A 19,725-nucleotide genomic window follows, 5' to 3' on the forward strand; every position below is an offset into this window, starting at 1 on the left:
TTTCTGTCCATTATCCGACTCCATCTGTACAATACAATTCTCACATTCCCAGAATAAGGAGGAGCAATGCACACAAACGACCAGAAGGTTTTTCAGGAAATATCAACGCTTCTCAATTCGCAGCGTCTCGCAGTGCTGGCCACAGAACGAAACGGCCAACCATACGCAAGCCTGATGGCCTTTGCCCACACCCCTGATCTCACGAGGATAGTGGTCGCCACCGGCATGGCAACCCGTAAGCATACAAACCTCTTGGGAGAATCACGGGTCTCGCTCCTGATCGACAGTCGCACCAACAGTGAGGCTGACTTTCATGCTGCCGTGGCTTTAACGATTATCGGCGACGCCGCCGAGACAACAGCTCAGGAACGGCCTCATTACCAGCAGCTTTATCTTGCCCGTCATCCCTATCTTGAAAAATTCCTGCTCTCACCCACCACCGCTCTCTTTGTCATCAAGATTCGCCATTATCTCCTGGTCAACAAATTTCAGCACGTGATGGAGCTGCACTTTGCTGATGAACCCGAGATCCTTCCCTGAAGAGTGGTAGGCGTGGTCTCAGCCGTTATCGTTCATCATCGTTCAACAAATAGCGTTGAGTACTAACAATGAAAATCCTTGGTTTTTTCGTGAATTGCGGTAAATACCATGCTCATTCGTATCAACAATTCCATTACAGTACCGCAAACACCTCGAGATTATGCCGGAATCATCAATACAAACAGAGCTTATCAACCTGACAAGCGAACTGATCCGTATCCCTTCGGTCCATTCAAGACCGACCGAGATACTCCGCTGCGCTGATTTTATCGCCGACTGGCTGAGGGAACATGCCATATCCTGCCAACGCATCGACCAGAACGGTGTACCCTCACTTTTAGTTGCTCCTGCCACCAGTCGTTGCAAAGTTCTACTCATGAGCCATTTCGATGTGGTTGAGGCTGAAGAGTCCCAGTTCACGCCCTATGAAGAAGACGGACGTCTCTTTGGCCGTGGAGCAATCGACGACAAATATGCGGTGGCATTGACGCTCATCCTCTATCGTGAGTTACGGACAAGGTGGAATGCTGCCGGTAAAACAGATGAAGAATTACCTTTCGGCCTGCTATTCACAGGCGACGAGGAGAGCGGTGGCAAAGATGGTGCCGGCCATGCAACCACATTGGTGCAACCGGACTATTTTATTGCCCTTGACGGTGGTCAGCCAGACCGTATCATTACCAAGGAAAAGGGCATTCTCTCTCTGGCGTTGACCGCCCATGGCAAAGCTGCCCATGCCGCCCGTCCCTGGCTGGGGGAGAGCGGTTTTGACATCCTGGTGGAGGATTACCTCCAGCTGAAAACGCTTTTTACTGCGGATAATCCGGATCACTGGCACCCGACCCTGGTCCTCTCCAACTGCCTGGCCGGAAATGGCTCTACCAACATGGTGCCGGATACGGCGACAGCCACACTCGACATCCGCTATACCGAAAACGACAATCCTGAGCAGATGCTGGCGATGATCCGGAAAAGCATCCGTTCAGACGTAGAAGTACGAGCCATAGAACCGGTTTTTGCCAGTGAGAATTCGCCCTATACCGATCTGCTGGCTCGTCACAGCGGTGCGTCGATCAGCTTTGAACACGGCGCTTCGGACGCCCGCTTTTTTTCGCAAATCGGTATACCCGGCGCGGTCTGGGGCCCCCAGGGTGAGATGTCGCAACACACCACGCGCGAACATCTTGTGATTGATTCGCTCTTTGGCGTCTATGAATGTCTGCAGAATTTTCTTGAAGAGATTGCTTTCACTCCTTAACCGGACACAACATGGAAAAGCGATGGATCTGTTCTTTCTGACAATCACCTGGCTTGGCTCGCTCTATGTACTTGCCCCGTTGTCCCTCGTTTTGGCTGCAAAGCTATTTTCATCCCAACGATATACCGACCTCCTACTCCTTCTCGGCGGCCTTGCGGGGATCTCGTTTATCGTTCACGGGCTGAAATTGCTGGTTGCCCGTCCACGGCCACCGGTCGAAGGACTGCTGGTCGCCATGCCCTCCGATTTTTCTTTCCCAAGCGCTCATACAGCCCAGGTCACTGCCTTTCTTTTTGCCTGCGCTCTGATTTTCGCCAAAGAACTGCCGCCACGAGAAGCGCTGCTACTCTGGAGCGGACTCGGCATGATTGCCCTCCTGGTTGGTGTCTCAAGAATTTATCTTAAGGTTCATTATATTTCAGATGTGGTTGTCGGACTTGTGCTTGGCGCTCTGTGGATATTTTTTCTGCAATGGCTACTCAATGCTTACGGTGACAGAGGAATGGTATGAGAAACAAATTTTTAGAGACTGGCGAAGCCGGCTTCCACCCGGTCAGAAAGATAAAGGTAGTGCTGTCCGGCTTAGCTTTTGCGGTGCGCTACGACTTCAGCGTCACCTACAAACTCTTTCTCTCTGTCGCAGTTTTAGGTGTTTTCTTCTTGTTCCGGCAATGGGTCGATTTTCTGTTATTGGCGGCAGCTACCGCCATGATGCTACAGGCCGAACTGTTCAATAGCGCAATCGAGGCTCTCTGCGATTTCATCACTACCGAGGAGAATCACAAAGTAAAGGTGATCAAAGACATCTCGGCCGCCGCGGCAGGAATCTGCATCCTGCTCTGGGCAATCATTCTCCTGGTGGAAGGGTATCGGGTGCTTCATTTTATCATCGGCAGCTGAAACGGCGAACGGGCTGAGATGATAGCCACATCCCAGCCCGTCGCGCCAAATCCCGGCTGTCGCGTGAGCCGGGAAGTGTTTCGAAAGCATGTTGTTTCTAAGCCAATTTTCCTTATCAGCTCATGCCGATCTTGCGCATGATAGTCTTCTTCACACCTTCGACCACAAAGGGTGTCAGACGTTTCTTTTCCTTCAAAATCATCTTGAACAGATCTTTTTTCTTCTCAGGCGGCTCGGGACGATCAACCCGCAGCATGGAGAGCGAGTCAGTCTTGCAGGCTGAAACGCAGGCACCACAGCCAAGGCAGCGGTCGGTGTCGACCGTCATCTTGTATTTCGGTTTGCCGCCGGGGTTTTCCACTTTGGTGAGCGCCTCGGCATTGCAGGCCTTCTGACAAAGCCCGCAGCCTTTGCAGCTCTCGGCCTCGATGGCCAGAGTGTACCCGGCTTTGGCCACCCCACCCGGAAAACCGCGCAGCACCCCGCCCAGCAGTTCACAGCAACAGGAGCAACAGTTGCAGATAAAGGACGGTTTGTGGCGAATATTATCGGTGATATGGGTGAGATTCAGCTCTCGAGCTGTATCCAGCACTGCCAGCAGCTGGTCAACATTGCGTTCCTCGGCAAAACCGCGTCGCACCATGAATTTCGCGGCACTGCCAAGTGAAATACAGATGTTTTCCGTCGGTGCCCCCTTATCGCACGTCTCATTCAAGTGCTCTTTCTTGTGACGGCAATAGCACATGCCCACCGCACCGTACCCGGCGTTTTTCACAATCTCGCGGGCACTCTCCCAGGTAGTCACTACCGACTCCACCGGGATATGTTCCTCATAGGCAAGCGAACGGGTGAGCGGTGTAGGGCTTGCGAAAAACTCATTGCCCATGCGATCGTCCGGATCCTCGAACAGGTATTCGTGCATGAGCTGGGCCAGTTCCTTCACCGGCAGATCCTGACGCTGCTTCATAAAGGTCAGTTCAAAAAAGCCGATGAGGCCGGGCAGCAGCAAATAGTAGGTTCTTCGCCCGTAGACCATATCCATGATGAGACCCTTGTTGGCCATCGAGTCGAGCACCGGGAGGAGCCGTTCCTCCTGCCAGCCCGTGGCCCGCACCAACTCTTTCATGGTTGCTTCCTGCAACGGAAAGCGGGAAGCAACATAGGCCTCATCCTCGGAAAAAAGAATGGCCAGAATCTGCCGCAGCTTTTCGTTATCAGGCAATCCAATCGGATAGCGATTGAGCCTATCGATCAATGGTACAATGCTGCTTTTCCCGTTTATATGATGACCCATCGCGACTCCTCCAGCATGGTCTTGTTATCTGACAAACTTCATGGTTCAACTCATCCATTCATAACATAGGCATCTTTCAATGGGTAGACCTGTTCCAGCCAGATCTTGTCAAAACCAGCTCTGTCCACCACCGGTTTTTTCAGCATCTCGCGATAGAGAGCTTCCTGCTCAGGGCTGTTTTCAAAGCCTACCACCATCTGCAGCGCCGCCCGGGAAAAATCCTGGACGAGGAAGCTGAAGATCTGCTCAAGCAGCTCAATTTCAATCTTGAAAATTCTAGCATTTTCAAGGATCAGCTGGGCGTAGACAGAGAGGGTAAAGAGCTCGCCGGCACTCAGCATATAGTCGATATTGGCCGCCTGCTCTTTTGCCGGCGGAGCCATGATCAGCAGTTTCCGAAACAGCTCCATCTGGCTTCTAAACAGCTGGACATTGGCCGAATCAACATCACGGTATGCGAGCCGGTAATCGGGGAAACGAACACTGCCGAGACCGCCGGTCTTCTGATTGAAGAGGTATCCGTCGTCGCGCGCTTCAAACTGCTGCCCGATCTCCGGATATTCGACCGGTTCAAAGAAGTAGTTCTTCACAAACTTGATGATGAGCGCCATGTTCACGTGCTCGGTGCCTTCGAGTTTAGGCAGCATGCCGATATCACGGATAGCCATTTCGAAATAGGTGTCCTGCTCGAATCCTTTGGCAGCAATCACATCATGGAGCAGGGCCACCACTTTCTCACCCTGCCCTGTCACCTTCATCTTGACGATAGGATTAAAGAGGAGGTAGCGGCGATCGTCATCCGAAGCGCAACGCAGATAATCTGCTGAACGATAGGCCACCAGCTTCATGGCGGTTAATCTAGCATAGCTCTCGACAAACAGCTTTTTCACATGGGGAAAATCGGTCACCCAGCGACCGTAGAGGTTACGGTTCGCGGCATGGGCCAGCGCCTCGTAAAAACAGTGGGTGGTAATACCGATTGACGCACACCCCAGCTCAAATTTCCCGACATTAATGGTGTTCAATGACGAGTTCCAGGCATGTTCACCTCGGGAGAGGATATCGGCCTCGGTGATCGGGTAGTCATGCAGAGCATATTCCGCCACGTAGGCCTGACGTACACCTGAGGTATCGATCTTTTTCACACACTCATAGGCCGGATGATCTGGCCGCACCGTGAAGAAGACATACTCACCCGTTCCCTCGATCTTGGCAAAGGTCGAGACCAGGGCCGCGCAGTTGCCGTTGCCGATATAATATTTCGAACCATTGGCCCGATACGTGCCGTCAGGCTGTGGAGAGAGAGTCATCTCCGAAGAGTAGAGATCGGCGCCATGGGTCTTCTCAGAAAGACCAAAGGCAAACACCCCGCCTTCCCTTAACAGTTTTGCCGTCAGATGCTTCTTCTCTTCATTGGTCCCCATCCAGATAGGACCAAGCCCCAATATCGTGACCTGCCAGGCGTACCAATAACAAAGGCCATAGAAAGCGAGGATCTCGTTGAACTCGCTGATCCGGTACATATCCCAGCGGGTCTCGTTCTGGCCGTACGCAGCCGGAGTCAGCAGCTCGGCAAATACCTTTTCCTTTTTGATAAATTCCAGGAAATCCTCGTACCAGACCATGGCCTGATCGTCTTCCTTGATTTTTGCCAAACCTTTATTCTCAAAAAAAGCGATGGTCTTTTCCACCAGCTCGCGATAACGATCATCAATATGGGGACGGGAATATTGCTGAGGATTGAGCAACATGGAAAACTCCTATAAATAAGATGGTATAGATAAGCTATCTGATATTAGTCCATTACAGGTTATTTCTTGTTTTTTTCCCAAGAAAACAACCTATCTCAAGGTACGTATACCCCTTATGGGGTGTTAGACTTGATCAACCCATTAAAAACATCGACAAGGTTTTCGGTCAAAAATGCGCATCAGCAGCCATTGCCAGCCAGAAAGCCTTGATGATTCGCCTCAAAGACAGTCCCCGGCTCCCTGGCATCACCAACCACCGTGCAGGAAATACCCAGTTGATCGGCCACACTCTTCAGCGAATTCTCAGAACGGGTGCCAACCGCCAGGACAACAGTATCCGCCTGTATTTCCGTATTTTCGTTACCAACCATCATCCGTACACCCGTTTCGGTAATGGACATAACCCTGGCATTCATAACAGGCGTAATGCCGTACCGCCCCACATCCTGGAGCATCGACCAGCGGGTCGATTTACCGAAGTTAGCGCCAAGCGCATCAATCATTTCCACCATGACCACTTCACGCGCACTTGTGGTGGCCAGACGATAAAGTTTTTCTGGATCTTCCACCTGATTCACCAGCAGAAATTTCAGCTCTTCACCAGTAAGTGTCCCCTCTTCGGCCAGCATCAGGGCAGTCTCCACCCCTACTGCGCCACCACCGATAACCACCACCCGGCGGCCCGCCTGTCGTCTCCCGGAGAGAATATCCCAGGCCTGCACCACATGGGGCAGATCAACACCCGGAATAACAGGAGCGATGGGCGTGCCGCCGGTGGCGAGAATCAGCTCATCGGGTTGTTCTTTTTCCAACATGGCTTTGTCGACGACACTGTTCATGGTTACCACCACATCAGATTCACCGATCAGCCGGGTCATGTCGTTTGCAAATACCAGAAATTCGCCGCGACCAGGAGGCGACCCTGCAAGGTGCAGCTGCCCGCCAAGGCGCATGGATTTTTCAAAGAGCTGTACGGAATGACCACGTTCCGCTGCAGCCAGCGCAGCCGCCATACCCGCTATGCCGCCACCAACCACCATCACTTTTTTGGGAACATCGACTTGCACGGCAACCCGTTTTTTTTCATGACTGGCGCGCGGGTTACAGACACATTCAATCGGCTTCATCTTGAAGATATGATCAAAGCAACCCTGTCCGCAGGCCACACAATGGATGATGGAGTCATCTGCTCCGCGCGCTGCCTTGTTGGGAAACTCCGGATCGGTGATGAGAGCACGCCCCACCGCCACTGCGTCGCAATAGCCAAGCGCCAAAAGATGCCGTGCCGCTGCCGGATCGTTAATACGATGCGAGGCTATGACCGGCACGTTGACTCGTTCCCGGATCTCTCTGGCCATATAGGCGAACACCCCACGGGGTACCTTGGTAACGATCTGCGGCACCTGCGCCTCATGCCAGCCCACATTTATGCAAAGGGCATCGACGCCCGCTTCAGTCAGCGCCACAGCAAAGGTTTTCAGGTCGTCAGCACCGATTCCGCCCGGCATGAAATCATTGCCGTTAATCCGCACCATTAACGGAAAATCGTGCCCGATCCGCTTTTTCACTGCCCTCATAACTTCAATGCCAAAACGCATCCTATTTTCCAGGCTGCCACCGTACTCATCCTCCCGCTGATTGGTAAACGGGGAGAGGAAAGCGCTGATCAGATATCCGGTGCCTGCCAGGATCTCCACCACGTCAAAGCCCGCCTCCCTTACCCGTCCGGCGGCATCGGCAAAACGCGTAATGGTCGTCTCGATCTCTTCCGCCGTCAGTTCACGGGGTGTCTCACGTGTCAACCGTGACGGAACCGGCGACGGAGCCACCGGTTGCTGCCCACCCAGGAAAAACGAGGCATTATAACGACCGGCATGATTGAGCTGCACCGCACAGAGCGCACCCTCCTCATGCATAGCTGTTGCCAGCGTTGAAAGGCCGGGAATAAAGCCATCGTCATGGGCGCCAATATTCAGCGGCGTACCGGAGAATTCATCAACCGTCGCATAGCCAACACTGATAAGCCCCGCGCCACCTGCCGCCCGCGCCCGGTAAAATTCCACCAGCTGGTCACTCACGACAAAATTCTTGCACATATTGAGGTGCATGGCCGGCATAAAGATCCGGTTCTTGATGGTCAATTGCCCGATCTGCCAAGGCTGAAAAAGTGGGTCACGCATAGGTTATCTCCCTGTGACGCGTCCGAAAATCGGCGCGACAATATCTAAAAGGCCGATCTCGGCAAGCGCCTCTTCCAGCTTTTCCGGCTCGGCCAGAAAATCCTGCATAAAGAGGATCTCCGAAGCCTTCAGATAGATATGGAACACATCGTTCATTGAGTTGTTAAAGAGTTTGCCAATCAGCCTGGCCACATTTTTCTCTTCTCTAACCGGCAACATCTGCTCGACTCGGGTGAGCATCTTGCCGATATAAAACTGCAGACTGCTGCTGACACTATCGATACTCTGCCGATGACCCGGCAGCACTGTTTTGTCTTCCAACCGTGCCAGTTTGATGATGGAGTCGCAGTAGGCATGGTAATTGTTGAACCGCTTACCGGTCAGCAGGTCGACATCCAGGAGCGGCGACTGGAAGATGCCACGCAACAGAGTATCCCCGGTTACCGCATAATTACCGAAGGTATAGACGACATCGCTCTGGGAGTGACCTGGACAAGGGATAGCCGTGATTCCCAGTTCTACCGGCAGATTCTCTTCAGCAATTTTGAATTTTTTTGGCGGCGGTGGAAACAGCACGCCTGCGGCAAACATCTTTTGCAGATCAGCCAAATAGTCATGACCGAACCCAACTTCATTTAGGAGCGCATACATCAACTTCATCCTGCGCTCATGCTGGTCAATCTTCAACCCGTCACGGTGTGGCAGATAAATGGTGGCGTCTGTTTCCTGTTCAAGCCAGTGAGCCAGACCATAATGATCAATATGGCAATGGGTAACGAGCACATGGCGGAGACGGTTCAAGTCGAGATTATGCCGGAGGTATTCTTTCGCCTCTGGGGTGGGCGGCCCGGTGTCAAAAAGGATGAGTCCATCCTCCTGCTCAAGGGTGTAGCAGTGGACCGGACCAACCGGATAGGGCGTATCGATGGTGTGTTGCGTTACCATATTCCATCCCTAGGAGAAGCAGTCTCTTTGATTGAGGTAATCTGTTCGGGAACAACAAAAACACTCTCCGGCCCCAATGCGAGGATGTTCGGGGCCGGAGAGCGCGGAGCCGTCAGAAGATATACTTCTCTTCTTCGCTGGCCGTCTTGGCAAGCAGACGTTTGGCCTGAAGCAGGCCGCTTGCATCATATTTGGCGAACCGACGAATACCGGAGAGGATCATGGTGAGTGTATCACCTTCCTCTATATAGAAAGCGCCCTGGCGTGCTGCACGGCCTACTTCCTCGGTAGCATCGAAAGCGCAGACCTTGACTGCGGCCTGGAGCAGTTCCTGCTTGCGTGGGCTCGATTTCGCAAGGTTCTTCTCGGCACGCAATACCGTACTTTCGAGAGCGTAGATCTGGATGGCGATATCAGCCGCAGCCATGAGGATCTCCTGCTCGTTGGCGATCTTGTCCATATATTTCTGGACACCGGCGCCGGAAAGGATCAGGAACAGGGTCTTCAGGTTACCGATCAGCGCTTTCTCCTTGGCAAACGGTACTGAATCGTCAATCTCCTCAAAACTTGGAGTCATCAGCGATTCAAACGCCTTCATGGCTTTGGCCTGCAGCGGCAACTCGCCCTTCATCGCTTTTCTGAGGATCATACCGGGGATAAGCAAGCGGTTGATCTCGTTGGTGCCTTCGAAGATACGGTTGATGCGCTCGTCACGGTAGTAACGCTCGGCTGGATACTCACTCACGAAGCCATAACCACCGTGAATCTGTACTACCTCGTCAACAGTCCTGGCCAAAACCTCGCTACAATACACTTTGGCGATACCGCATTCAGAGGCATACTCTTCAATCGCCTTCAGGTACTGCTCGTAGTAGTCATCTACTGATCTGTCGATCTTGGCAATATTGTCATCCAGCACGCCGGCCAAACGGTAGACCAGTGATTCTGCCGCGAAAATTTCTGCCGTCATGTTGGCGATTTTCTCACCGATTGCCCCAAAGCTGCTGATTTTTTTGCCAAACTGAGTACGCTCATTGGCATACTTAATGCCATCTACCAGTGCCATTTTGGACGCACCGCAAACAGCGGCGCCAAGCTTGAAACGGCCGACATTGAGAACGTTGAAGGCAATTTTATGGCCTTTGCCGATCTCACCCAGCACGTTCTCGACGGGTACCTTACAATTGTCGAGGATGATCTGGGTAGTGGAAGATCCCTTGATACCAAGCTTTTTCTCTTCGGCACCAACTACCAGTCCTTCAAAGGACTTCTCAACCAGAAACGCGGTGAAATGCTGCTTGTCGATCTTGGCGAAAACCGTGAACAGCTCGGCAAAACCACCATTGGTAATAAATTGCTTGGTGCCATTGAGGATGTAGTGCTTGCCATCGGCAGACAGTGTGGCGGTTGAAGCCGCGCCAAGCGCGTCGCTTCCCGAACCGGGCTCGGTCAGGCAGTAAGCTGCAGGCCACTCACCGGATATCAGTTTTTCCAGGTATTTCTCTTTCTGGGCCGGAGTACCGTAATAGATCAGAGGCAGAGTACCGATGCCGGTATGACAGGTATAGGCTACAGAGAACGATCCGCCCTGGGAAATTTTTTCCGCAACGAGCATGGAAGAAGCCTTGTCCAATTCAAGCCCGCCATACTCTTCAGGCGCATCCATCATCAGTAACCCGAGTTCGCCGCACTGACGCAATCCTTTGATCACGATATCGAAATTCTGTTTATCGATCTCTTCAATGTGCGGGATGACCTCATTGACCACAAATTGCTCTGTGGTGTCAGCCATCTGCCGCTGCTCGTCGGAAAAATCCTCCGGTGTGAAGATATCAGCGCAAGAGGATTCCGCAATCAGGTATTCGCCGCCTTTTAATGTATTCTCAGACATTTTTTCACCTTGTATATTGAGCGCCGTTCTATTCTCGTACGCTTACAGTTTTTCAAAAATTCCGGCTGCGCCCATACCGCCGCCGATACACATGGAAACCATTCCGTATTTCGCTTTCCGGCGTCCCATCTCATGCAGAAGAGTCGCGGTCAGCTTAGAACCGGTGCAGCCAAGCGGATGGCCAAGGGCGATCGCACCGCCGTTGACGTTGACAATATCCTTATTGATATTCAGTTCCTGCATTACAGCCAATGCCTGGGCAGCGAATGCTTCGTTCAGCTCGATAAGGTCGATGTCTGCAAGAGAAAGTCCTCCCAGTCTAAGCGCCTCAGGAATCGCCGCGATGGGACCGATACCCATATATTCTGGCGGTACTCCGTTGACCGAGAAGGAGACGAATCTACCAAAGGGATCCTTGCCGGTCGCTTTGAGATACTCTTCGGAAACAACCATGGTGGCGGCGGCCCCGTCTGTCATCTGCGAGGAGTTGCCGGCCGTTACCGGTCCTCCAACTTTGAAGACGGAGCGGAGTCTGGCAAGAGACTCGACGGTGGTTTCCGGACGCACACCATCATCAATGGTGACGATTTCCGTCTCACGCTTGATCTTGTTGCCCACCAAAGCGGTCTTCTCGATTTCAACAGGAATGATCTCGTCGGCAAACCGCCCTTCCTTGATGGCTGCAGCCGCTTTAGCATTACTTGCAGCAGCAAAAATGTCCATCATCTCGCGGGTAATACCGTATTTCTCCGCAACCAGCTCTGCGGTGGTACCCATTGAGGCAAATGCCTCAGGCCAATCGACCATCATGCCCGGGTTGGCAGCGTATTTGAGGCCGCCCATGGGCACGCTGGACATGGACTCGACTCCGCCGGCGATGATACAGTCGGCAAAACCGGCCATAACACGTTCGGCTGCGATGGCAATACTGTTCAAGCCAGAGGAACAGAACCGGTTGACGGTCAACCCGGGAACCTCAACAGGCAGACCTGCTTTCATCGCCGCGATACGTCCGACATTCATTCCCTGCTCTGCTTCGGGGAACGAACAGCCAAGGATTACATCACTGACCGTCATCGGATCTATTTCTGTTCGCTCTACCAACCCTTTGATCGCAATGGCTGCAAGATCGTCAGGGCGTACATCTTTGAATTTTCCTTTATTTGCACGGCAGCCTGGAGTCCTGTAGCTTGCCAGTATATATGCTTTTTTCATCATGATCCTCTCTATGGATAAACGTATTAACCAGTAAGTGTTCTTTATCTTGTATGGCAGTACTAGTTTCTCAAAGGCTTGCCGGTCTTCAGCATATGCTGTACGCGCTCGGCAGTCTTCTTGTTGCCACAGAGTTTAAGGAAGTTCTCTCTCTCAAGTTGCAGGAGGTACTCTTCACTGACAATTGTTCCTGGATTGACATCGCCACCGCAGATTACCTGGCCAATAACGGTTGCCATTTCATACTCATATTCGGTAATGAAATTACCCATCTTCATGTTCCAGAGCTGGCTCTTGATGGAGGCTGCAACTCCGCGGCCCGGAGCAGCAATATCTTTTCTCGGCACCTTCGGACGATAGTTCACTGCAAGTCCCAGTACCTTCTGCTTGGCGTCACCAATCAGCTTGTCGATATCCATGGTGATGGAATCGCCTTCACGCATATAGCTCATGTCGTAGAGTTCCGCCGCCCCCATTGAGACCTTGGCCATGGCAATTTGCTCGAAATGCTTGAAGATAAATGGCTGAACGTCGGTATTGTACTTTTTAGCCAAATCCACCGCACGGATGCAGAGTTCCTTGGTGCCGCCACCAGCAGGCAAGAGACCAACTCCGATTTCTACAAGACCCATATAGGTCTCGGCATAAGCGTTGATGGCATCTGCGTGAATGGAGAATTCACAACCACCGCCAAGCGCCATGTTAAAAGGTGCAGCTACTACCGGTACTTTGGCATATTTCAAGGCCATGGTGGCGTTCTGGAAAGAGCGCAGCACCATGTTGATGTCATCATAGGCGCCCTCAGCCATGGCCACGGCCAGCATCATCAAGTTGGCGCCAACAGAGAAGTTCGCGCCACGGTTACCTACCACCAAACCGACACCTTCTTCCTCAGCCCGCTTGACCGCTTTGTGGGTCATGGACAGGATATCGCCGCTGATGGCGTTCATCTTGGAATGGAACTCGAAACCGAAAACGCCGTCGCCCAGGTCGATAATCGAACAGTTGGCGTTCTTTTCCACTACTTTGCCAGCTTTTTTCAGGATCTCGAGCTTGATCTGGCCCTCTTTGACAGGTACCGGAACATAGGCACCCTTCAGCACATCAAAGTATTCCTGCTCACCGGATTCGGCATAGCGATAGAAGGATTCTATACCTTTCATCTTCTCGGGTACCGCAACGCCGTCTTTTTCTGCCCGCTTCACAAAAGATGCGACGCCGATGGCATCGAGCATCTCGAACGGACCGATCTCCCAGTTAAAGCCCCATTTCATGGCGTTGTCGATATTGACCACGTCATCGGCAATCTCAGGGATACGGTTAAAAGCGTAGATCAGGGTGTCGCGCACCGATTTCCAGGCAAACTCACCACCCTTGTCGCTTGCACCCACGATCATCTTGATTTTCTGACGGGGATCGTCCACCTGCTTGACCATGCCGACAGAAGCAAATTTCGGTTTTGCCAGCGGTTTGTAATCACCCTCGGCATAGTCATAGTAAAAGATGGTTTTCTTACCGTCGACCACACCTTTTTTATAAAAACCCTGCTTCGACTTGTTACCGAGCCAGCCATTTTCGATCAGTTTCGCCATGAAATCCGGCTTCTTGAATACATTGCGTTCCTCATCATTTGGCAGCAGTTCATACGAGTTGTTGCCAACATGGGCGAGAGTATCCAAACCAACCAGGTCGGCGGTTCTGAAAGCCGCGCTCTTTGGACGGGCGGTGGCCGGACCGGCAATGGCGTCAACCTCTTCCACGGTCATGCCCATCTCCACCATATGCTGCATGGCCTTATAGATGGCATAAACGCCGATACGGTTGCCGATAAAGTTTGGTGTATCCTTTGCGTAAACAATACCTTTACCCAACCGGGTGGCGATGAATTTTGCCATGCCTTCCATTACCGCCGGATCGGTAGCCTTGGTGGGGACAAGTTCCATCAGTCGCATATAGCGCGGCGGGTTAAAGAAATGGGTCACCAGGAAATTGCTGCGAATCTCTGGTGGCAGTACCTCGGCCATCTCATTCACCGAAAGGCCGCTGGTATTGGTAGAAAGAATTGCGCCGGGAGCAAGATTCGGCACCAGTTTCTTCAAGAGATCGAGTTTGATCGGCATATACTCGACCACAACCTCAATCACCCAGTCGCACTCTTTTAATTTTGCCAGGTCATCTTCAAGGTTACCGACATCAATCTGGGCAACATATTCTTTTAAGAAAAAGGGAGCCGGCTTCATTTTCAGCAGACCGTCGCGGCCGGCCTGGGAGATTCTGTTCCGAACCTGGGGGCTTTGCAGGGTCAGCCCTTTGGCCTCTTCATGCGCAGTCAGTTCTTTGGGGACGATATCCAGCAGAAGAACTTCCAGTCCCGCATTTGCCAGATGAGCGGCAATGGTCGCTCCCATAACTCCGGCGCCGAGTACAGCTACACGATTAATCTGCCTCATTTGTCTTCTCCATTGGTGTTGGCTTCACAAAGATCGCGATCGCCAAGGGTTCTACATCCTAACTTGTTGGATCATCAATGCATCTTTGATGCACTGACACTTGTTTCGAGTCTCTCATTATCGGCTTTCGGCCGGCGGACAACACCGTTCCCTGCTTTTATATACAGTTCTTCAATGATGTCCTTATACTTGTTGTAAATTTCCTTACGCTTCAATTTCAGAGTGGGTGTCAACTCCCCTCCATCGATGGTAAACTCCCGTGGGAGCACCGCAAATCTTTTGATCGTCTTATATGGCGGCAAGGCAGCATTAAACGCTTCCATCCTTCGTGTATAGACGGCCATAACTTTTTCGTTGGTAACCAGTTCCTCGATATCGATGTAATGAATTCCCAGTTCCCGGCCAAGATCAATCAACCGCTCAAGATTTGGAGTAAGCAATGCCACCAGGTATGGTTTCCCGTCTCCGTAAACGTAAGCGTCAGAGATGAACTTATCAAGTTTCAGCTCGTTTTCTAAAGGCTGTGGAGCGATATTTTTACCACCTGCAGTGACGATCAGCTCTTTTTTGCGATCTATTATGTAAACGTATCCCTGCTCGTCTATCCGGGCAATATCACCGGTCTTTAACCAGCCATCTTCTATGGTTTCACGGGTCGCTTCTTCGTTCTTGTAATATTGCTGCATTACCTGCGGGCCTTTTACGTAAAGCTCGCCATCGTCAGCCAGTTTCACTTCCGTCTCATGCAAGGGTTTTCCCACCGAATCAAAACGGATAATATCAAAGCTGGACAAAGTGATCGCCGGACTGGTCTCGGTTAAACCATAACCATTAAAGACCGGCAGGCCGATAATCCACATGAATTCGTTGATAGTCTTATCCAGTGGCGCCCCACCGCAGACAAAATATTTGATTTTGCCACCGAACCGTTCGCGCACTTTCTTAAAAACCAGTTTATCGAAGAACTTATACCGCAATTCAAGCAAGCCAAGTGGTTCTTTGGTGACGTATTTTTTCTGCACATATTCGCGACCGACCTCCACCGCCCGGTGGAAGAGATTACGCTTGAACGAAGAGGCCTGATGAACGTTTTCGTAAATCCGGGAGTAAATCTTTTCAAAGAGACGGGGAACGCTCACCATATTGGTGGGCTTAATCTCCATCATGTTTTCCATGACCTTCTGGACATTTTCGGCAAAAGCGATGTGGTTGCCGGTAAGAAGGGGCATGTAGTATCCGCCTGTACGTTCCAGCACATGGCTGAGCGGCAGAAAGCTTAAAAAAGTCTGCGGCAAAGTGCTGCTGCCGACCCGCTTCAGCCCATGAGTGGTATTGACCATAATGTTCCGCTGGGTGAGCAGAACACCTTTGGGCACACCGGTGGTTCCTGAAGTGTAGATGATGGTGATAATATCTTCCTGCCGGATCTCGTCGATCTGCTTTTCTATCATCGCCGTTTCCGTCTCGGTCAGCGGACGCTCAACTTCCGAAAGCTGATACTGGGTATAGACAGGGAAGGACCGCTCGCCCATAAAGCGCTCATAGGAAATGACCAATTCCACATTGGGGATCTGGTCACGGATGGCATAGAGCTTCTCATACTGGGTCTGCGTGGAGACAAAAACGACTTTTGCTTCACAATGATTGATAACGTACGCTGCCTGCTTGCCGGTATTGGTGGCATAAATCGGAACCGTAATAGCGCCGGCCGACTGAACACCGAAATCTGAAATCGCCCAGCCAAGCCGATTTTCCGAAAAGATAGCCACCCGATCACCCCGCTGGACTCCGGCCTGCTTCAGGCCGCGGGCCAGCATCAGCACCCGTTCATAAAATTCCTCATAGGTGAGAGAGAGAAATACACCACGCTTGTTGTAGCTGATCGCCGTTCTTTTCGCGTATTTCCTGGAGTTGTCTTTGAGAATTGCTGGGACCGACTGGTATGACAAAAAGTTCATAGCTCATCTGCTCCACACTGATTTTCATCTCGACACCGCTACTCCGCTCATCCAACACACCCGTTCATTACAATCTTGATACCGTACCTTTACGTTTAAGTCAATCTTTTTTAAACATGCGGCATCAACTGTTATCATCACCTGAAAAATACGGAAGACATTACCCAGCGCCGGCCCAGAACAATAACCCTTTATCACGTTATAAAAACGGCAAAATCTATTCAGCACACTGCCGCATTTCTGATTGCTGCTGTTCGTATAATTATATCATCATTTTCCTTTCGGAACTGGCAATCACCTCTTTACGTTAAATAGCGAAGTCTCCAATTGGTTTCCCCATCCTTTCCTGGGGCACTTCCACTATATTCATAATGCAAGGTGCAAGAATACCCGCTATATAAAGTGAAGGAGGGCCATAGCTCAAACCACTTCAAACATCAGCAAACAGATTTTTCATGACACCTGCAATCAACCTCGTAAAAAAGAAAAAAATCAAACATACAGTCCATACCTATCAACACGAACCCGACCATCCATCATATGGGCTGGAAGCTTCAGAGAAATTGGGAGTACCACCGGAGCAGGTCTTCAAGACCCTGGTGGCAGAACTGGGAGATGGCAGCCTTGCCGTGGCGATCATTCCGGTAAACCAGATGCTCTCCATGAAACTGCTTGCCAAGGCCGCAGGTGTGAAAAAGGCCGGGATGGCTGACAAGAAAGTGGTGGAAAAAACCACCGGCTATATGTTGGGTGGGGTGAGTCCGCTCGGCCAGAAGAAGCTACTCAAAACCTTCCTGGACGATTCCGCCAATACCCAGGCTACCATCTATGTCAGCGCCGGCAAACGTGGCCTAGAGATTGAGCTTGCCCCCGCCGACCTGCTGCAACTTACCCGCGGTACCATGGCCCAACTCTGCCAGGAAGAGTGATTGAATACAACGAGAGACTAGAAACCCTGGCGGGGTGATATTAGCCTGTCAAACACTTCGAGACAGATCGAAACGATTGAGCACAGTGGTCTCTGTTTGACAAAATTTCCTGAAACGATAGTCTAATTAAGAGAACAATAAAATATCCGTCCGAATAATGTACTTTGGAGAATTCTGACAACCCCGCATGCAGATATCTTCTGCACACATGTCCAGTCAAACCATAAGGAACAGGGCGCATGGGTGAAGCAAATCACAAAGAGAAGGGGGCAAAGCTTGGCGTCGTTATCGGCGGCTCAGGTCTTATCGGCGGTACCATCGTCAACTATTTCAAATCGCGGACCAGTGCACCCATCACGGTTCTTGCGCCAAGCAGCAAGAAACTCTCCATCCGGGAATCGACAGACATCCGCAGATACCTTGCCTCCACCCATCCCGATTTCGTCATCAACTGCGCCATCGCCAACATTGATTCCGACAGCCAGCTCTCTTTCGAGGTGAACTACCTGGGCACCCTCAATCTCGCCCGCACTGCCGCCGCTTTGGGTATTCCCTATATACATGTCAGTTCAGCGGCAACGCTTCGCGAGGGCGAAAATGTAACGGAAGAGGAAAAAAGGGAAATCAGCGCCAATATGACAAACTACGCCAAGTCAAAGCTCATGGCGGAAACCACCCTGAAATATATGCACCAGCATCACGGTCTTGACTACACTGTTGTCCGCCTTGGGGTCGTCTACGGCAACCACGATCACAAAATCCAGGGTTTCCATCGCATGCTCTTTTCCATTGCCGATGAATCAATGCCCTGCATTTTTACCAACAAAAACGTGCGCCACTCCTATTCCAATTGCCGGAAACTCCCCTATTTCATTCACCATGCCCTCAACAACCGCGAAGAGTTTTCAGGGAAAAGCTACAACTTTGTCGATGAAAAACCGATAAACCTGTCCCACCTTATCCTGACCATCAAATCCTACCTGCAGGTCAGCACTCCCAGGGAAATCTATATCCCCTATCCGGTTGCCCGTTTTGGCAAGAAGGTCACAGCCGTACTCCTGCGCGTAATGCGAAAATTCGGCCTCAAGGCAACCCTGCCGCCAGAGCTTATTTTCATCCGCCACTTTTATACAACCCAGACACTCAGTACGAAAAGGCTTAAAGAATCGAGCTTTATCGACCCACTGCCTGATGAAACGGTTTACACCCGGCTACCGGACATGATCATCTACTACCTCACCCGTTGGGGGCATCAGAATCTCATATCCACGTATAATGAGGAAATCAAGCTGGACCGCTCGATTGAAGACGACTTCGCCAACCGCCCGTTACAATTGCTGGAAACAGTTCACCTGGACTCAACAGCACCGTTTCGTGACATCTTGCAGTACGATACGGCAAAAGAGCCTGACCGACACCCCACTTGACAGCGGGAGTCAACCCTCTTAGCTTCTCCATTGACAGGTTGCCGCAGCCCCTCTTCCAGAGTGGAATTGCTGCATGCAGTTGTGTGGCTTATAATGCGGCAGCCATTCATGCGCTGCACTGCGTGATAACACAGCGTGTCGACAAACTGCTAACCAGTTTTCATCTGAAAACGAGGAGAAATCTTATGGCCTATACATGTCAGAACTGCGGGGCCTCGGCCAACGAACCCGGCCATCTGTGCAACCCCACCGACGCTGGAATGGACTGCAAATTCTGCGGTTCAACAGATGTTTCCGCCTCTCACATCTGCAAGGACAAACTGGCGGCAATGAAGTATTCCTGCGAATCCTGCGGTAGGATTTCCGCAGATTCCGGCCATCTCTGCACACCTGTTGAGATTAAATAGCCTACTGGAACAAACCGGCCCCGCCAGCTGTATGCGACGGGGCCGACTCTAAAATTTCGTGTTCATCAAAAAACTACTTCACCACCAGAACCGGGCATTTAGCCAGATGCAGCACCTTATGGGTCACACTGCCGATAATAAGCCCCTCAAGATCTGATTTTCCCCGTGAACCCATGATGATCATTTCGCACTTTTCATTATCGGCTACGGTGACGAGCATGGTTCCTGCCGGTTCCTCCACCGCCAACTCGGCAAACGGTACCCCACTGTCGCGAAGCTTTGCCAGATACGGCTCAAACACTTTCTCGGTCTTGTTCATGATAGCAGAGATTGCCTGGTCAAGATAGGGCTGGCCCAATAGTTTCGGGTATTTTTTATGGCAGTAGACCAACAACACTTCCCCCCCAAAAACCCGTGCGAACTCAATAGCCTTGTCCAGCACCCTGTCGGAATATGCCGAACCATCGACAGCCGCCAAAATTCGTTTTCCCGTCATGACGCACCTCCTTGGAGTCAGTCCCGACGTCACTCAACATGCTCCGCCGGTATCAGCAACACCCTCTTAGCAACCAGTCAGGCT

At 51.5% G+C, this 19,725-nt stretch carries 16 protein-coding genes; 7 read left to right on the forward strand and 9 right to left on the reverse strand.

Annotated elements, in window-relative coordinates:
* Nucleotides 1-66: 66 nt before the first annotated feature.
* The 4 genes from BUF15_RS09460 (at nt 67) to BUF15_RS09475 (ending at nt 2,698) form a co-directional block, all read left to right on the forward strand.
* On the forward strand, nt 67-540 hold the full coding sequence (locus BUF15_RS09460) for a pyridoxamine 5'-phosphate oxidase family protein (protein ID WP_073613224.1): 474 nt from the start codon (nt 67-69) through the stop codon (nt 538-540).
* A gap of 160 nt (nt 541-700) precedes the next feature.
* Nucleotides 701-1,798, forward strand: a complete 1,098-nt coding sequence (locus BUF15_RS09465) for a M20 family metallopeptidase (protein ID WP_073613225.1) — start codon at nt 701-703, stop codon at nt 1,796-1,798.
* Nucleotides 1,799-1,820: 22 nt separating this feature from the next.
* Complete coding sequence (locus tag BUF15_RS09470) at nt 1,821-2,309, forward strand: phosphatase PAP2 family protein (RefSeq protein ID WP_073613226.1); 489 nt, start codon at nt 1,821-1,823, stop codon at nt 2,307-2,309.
* Nucleotides 2,306-2,698 carry a diacylglycerol kinase gene (locus BUF15_RS09475; protein ID WP_073613227.1) on the forward strand — a complete coding sequence of 131 codons (393 nt, stop codon included), beginning with the start codon at nt 2,306-2,308 and terminating at the stop codon, nt 2,696-2,698. The genes BUF15_RS09470 and BUF15_RS09475 overlap by 4 nt, the downstream gene beginning before the upstream one ends.
* A 115-nt stretch (nt 2,699-2,813) precedes the next feature.
* On the opposite strand, the gene BUF15_RS09480 is transcribed toward BUF15_RS09475, so the two are convergent.
* The 8 genes from BUF15_RS09480 to BUF15_RS09515 all read right to left on the reverse strand — a co-directional run bounded on the left by BUF15_RS09480 (nt 2,814) and on the right by BUF15_RS09515 (nt 16,382).
* Entirely contained in the window at nt 2,814-3,992 is a 1,179-nt protein-coding gene (locus BUF15_RS09480; RefSeq protein WP_073613228.1) for an NADH-quinone oxidoreductase subunit I, read from the reverse strand.
* A gap of 50 nt (nt 3,993-4,042) precedes the next feature.
* Nucleotides 4,043-5,743, reverse strand: a complete 1,701-nt coding sequence (locus BUF15_RS09485) for an acyl-CoA dehydrogenase family protein (RefSeq protein ID WP_073613229.1) — start codon at nt 5,741-5,743, stop codon at nt 4,043-4,045.
* 179 nt (nt 5,744-5,922) lie between these two features.
* The gene (locus BUF15_RS09490; RefSeq protein ID WP_073613230.1) at nt 5,923-7,923 is read right to left on the reverse strand and encodes an FAD-dependent oxidoreductase; all 2,001 of its coding nucleotides are present in this window, start codon (nt 7,921-7,923) and stop codon (nt 5,923-5,925) included.
* Nucleotides 7,924-7,926: 3 nt separating this feature from the next.
* Nucleotides 7,927-8,868, reverse strand: a complete 942-nt coding sequence (locus BUF15_RS09495; RefSeq protein WP_073613231.1) for an MBL fold metallo-hydrolase — start codon at nt 8,866-8,868, stop codon at nt 7,927-7,929.
* A gap of 112 nt (nt 8,869-8,980) precedes the next feature.
* A complete protein-coding gene (locus BUF15_RS09500) occupies nt 8,981-10,759 on the reverse strand; it encodes an acyl-CoA dehydrogenase family protein (protein ID WP_073613232.1) in 1,779 nt (592 codons plus the stop codon).
* A gap of 42 nt (nt 10,760-10,801) precedes the next feature.
* On the reverse strand, nt 10,802-11,974 hold the full coding sequence (locus tag BUF15_RS09505; RefSeq protein ID WP_073613257.1) for a thiolase family protein: 1,173 nt from the start codon (nt 11,972-11,974) through the stop codon (nt 10,802-10,804).
* A 62-nt stretch (nt 11,975-12,036) separates the two neighbouring features.
* Complete coding sequence (locus BUF15_RS09510) at nt 12,037-14,424, reverse strand: 3-hydroxyacyl-CoA dehydrogenase/enoyl-CoA hydratase family protein (RefSeq protein WP_073613233.1); 2,388 nt, start codon at nt 14,422-14,424, stop codon at nt 12,037-12,039.
* A gap of 74 nt (nt 14,425-14,498) precedes the next feature.
* A complete protein-coding gene (locus BUF15_RS09515; protein ID WP_073613234.1) occupies nt 14,499-16,382 on the reverse strand; it encodes an AMP-dependent synthetase/ligase in 1,884 nt (627 codons plus the stop codon).
* A gap of 455 nt (nt 16,383-16,837) precedes the next feature.
* Between BUF15_RS09515 and ybaK the strand changes: the two genes are divergently transcribed.
* From ybaK to BUF15_RS09530, 3 genes are all read left to right on the forward strand, one after another.
* Nucleotides 16,838-17,311, forward strand: coding sequence for a Cys-tRNA(Pro) deacylase (ybaK, locus tag BUF15_RS09520; protein ID WP_073613235.1), 474 nt, complete (start codon nt 16,838-16,840; stop codon nt 17,309-17,311).
* Between the two features lie 239 nt (nt 17,312-17,550).
* Nucleotides 17,551-18,738 carry an NAD-dependent epimerase/dehydratase family protein gene (locus BUF15_RS09525; protein ID WP_073613236.1) on the forward strand — a complete coding sequence of 396 codons (1,188 nt, stop codon included), beginning with the start codon at nt 17,551-17,553 and terminating at the stop codon, nt 18,736-18,738.
* Nucleotides 18,739-18,923: 185 nt separating this feature from the next.
* The gene (locus tag BUF15_RS09530; RefSeq protein ID WP_073613237.1) at nt 18,924-19,145 is read left to right on the forward strand and encodes a hypothetical protein; all 222 of its coding nucleotides are present in this window, start codon (nt 18,924-18,926) and stop codon (nt 19,143-19,145) included.
* A gap of 73 nt (nt 19,146-19,218) precedes the next feature.
* On the opposite strand, the gene BUF15_RS09535 is transcribed toward BUF15_RS09530, so the two are convergent.
* Complete coding sequence (locus tag BUF15_RS09535) at nt 19,219-19,641, reverse strand: universal stress protein (RefSeq protein WP_073613238.1); 423 nt, start codon at nt 19,639-19,641, stop codon at nt 19,219-19,221.
* Between the last annotated feature and the right edge of the window lie 84 nt (nt 19,642-19,725).

The organism is Desulfopila aestuarii DSM 18488, assembly GCF_900143695.1.
GTDB lineage: Bacteria > Desulfobacterota > Desulfobulbia > Desulfobulbales > Desulfocapsaceae > Desulfopila > Desulfopila aestuarii.

Bases quoted from the DNA above. Each gene is read 5' to 3' on its own strand.
- BUF15_RS09510 (WP_073613233.1), bottom strand. From the start codon at position 14,424: ATGAGGCAGATTAATCGTGTAGCTGTACTCGGCGCCGGAGTTATGGGA.
- BUF15_RS09470 (WP_073613226.1), top strand. From the start codon at position 1,821: ATGGATCTGTTCTTTCTGACAATCACCTGGCTTGGCTCGCTCTATGTA.
- BUF15_RS09465 (WP_073613225.1), top strand. From the start codon at position 701: ATGCCGGAATCATCAATACAAACAGAGCTTATCAACCTGACAAGCGAA.
- BUF15_RS09515 (WP_073613234.1), bottom strand. From the start codon at position 16,382: ATGAACTTTTTGTCATACCAGTCGGTCCCAGCAATTCTCAAAGACAAC.
- BUF15_RS09505 (WP_073613257.1), bottom strand. From the start codon at position 11,974: ATGAAAAAAGCATATATACTGGCAAGCTACAGGACTCCAGGCTGCCGT.
- BUF15_RS09460 (WP_073613224.1), top strand. From the start codon at position 67: ATGCACACAAACGACCAGAAGGTTTTTCAGGAAATATCAACGCTTCTC.
- BUF15_RS09490 (WP_073613230.1), bottom strand. From the start codon at position 7,923: ATGCGTGACCCACTTTTTCAGCCTTGGCAGATCGGGCAATTGACCATC.
- BUF15_RS09485 (WP_073613229.1), bottom strand. From the start codon at position 5,743: ATGTTGCTCAATCCTCAGCAATATTCCCGTCCCCATATTGATGATCGT.
- BUF15_RS09535 (WP_073613238.1), bottom strand. From the start codon at position 19,641: ATGACGGGAAAACGAATTTTGGCGGCTGTCGATGGTTCGGCATATTCC.
- ybaK (WP_073613235.1), top strand. From the start codon at position 16,838: ATGACACCTGCAATCAACCTCGTAAAAAAGAAAAAAATCAAACATACA.
- BUF15_RS09500 (WP_073613232.1), bottom strand. From the start codon at position 10,759: ATGTCTGAGAATACATTAAAAGGCGGCGAATACCTGATTGCGGAATCC.
- BUF15_RS09475 (WP_073613227.1), top strand. From the start codon at position 2,306: ATGAGAAACAAATTTTTAGAGACTGGCGAAGCCGGCTTCCACCCGGTC.
- BUF15_RS09530 (WP_073613237.1), top strand. From the start codon at position 18,924: ATGGCCTATACATGTCAGAACTGCGGGGCCTCGGCCAACGAACCCGGC.
- BUF15_RS09480 (WP_073613228.1), bottom strand. From the start codon at position 3,992: ATGGGTCATCATATAAACGGGAAAAGCAGCATTGTACCATTGATCGAT.
- BUF15_RS09495 (WP_073613231.1), bottom strand. From the start codon at position 8,868: ATGGTAACGCAACACACCATCGATACGCCCTATCCGGTTGGTCCGGTC.
- BUF15_RS09525 (WP_073613236.1), top strand. From the start codon at position 17,551: ATGGGTGAAGCAAATCACAAAGAGAAGGGGGCAAAGCTTGGCGTCGTT.